This window comes from Aquabacterium parvum (genome assembly GCF_001447195.1).
Classification (GTDB): Bacteria; Pseudomonadota; Gammaproteobacteria; order Burkholderiales; family Burkholderiaceae_C; genus Aquabacterium; species Aquabacterium parvum.
This window is the reverse complement of the sequence record NZ_LFRI01000610.1, coordinates 1-273: the sequence shown is the minus strand read 5'-3', so window position 1 is coordinate 273 and position 273 is coordinate 1. Positions and strand designations below refer to the sequence as shown.

At 60.8% G+C, this 273-nt stretch carries 1 pseudogene; it reads right to left on the bottom strand.

The features are described from left to right. Nucleotides 1-204 (bottom strand): annotated as a pseudogene (locus ABG80_RS20970) (protein rep); the annotation flags it as partial. Nucleotides 205-273 lie beyond the last annotated feature (69 nt).

Here is a 273-nt window from a genome sequence, read left to right as displayed (position 1 = left end):
CCCCTTGAGCGTCTGAAAGGCATGCCATGTATCGGCAACCGGCTGATCGCTGAACTTGACGGCGTACTTGAAAACCTCCATGAACCCCTCGGCGGGATCTCCAACGATGGGCCGCACATCAACGATGAAGCTGTCCACGGTGATCTGGTGCCAATCCCGCGACAAGCGCTCCTGGCTGGGCTCGACCTCGGCCAAGGCGATCATGTGCAGGTGCGGGTGCCACTGGCCCGAGTTGTCTCCCCGCTTCACTTCGTATGACCAAACAGCGCCCAC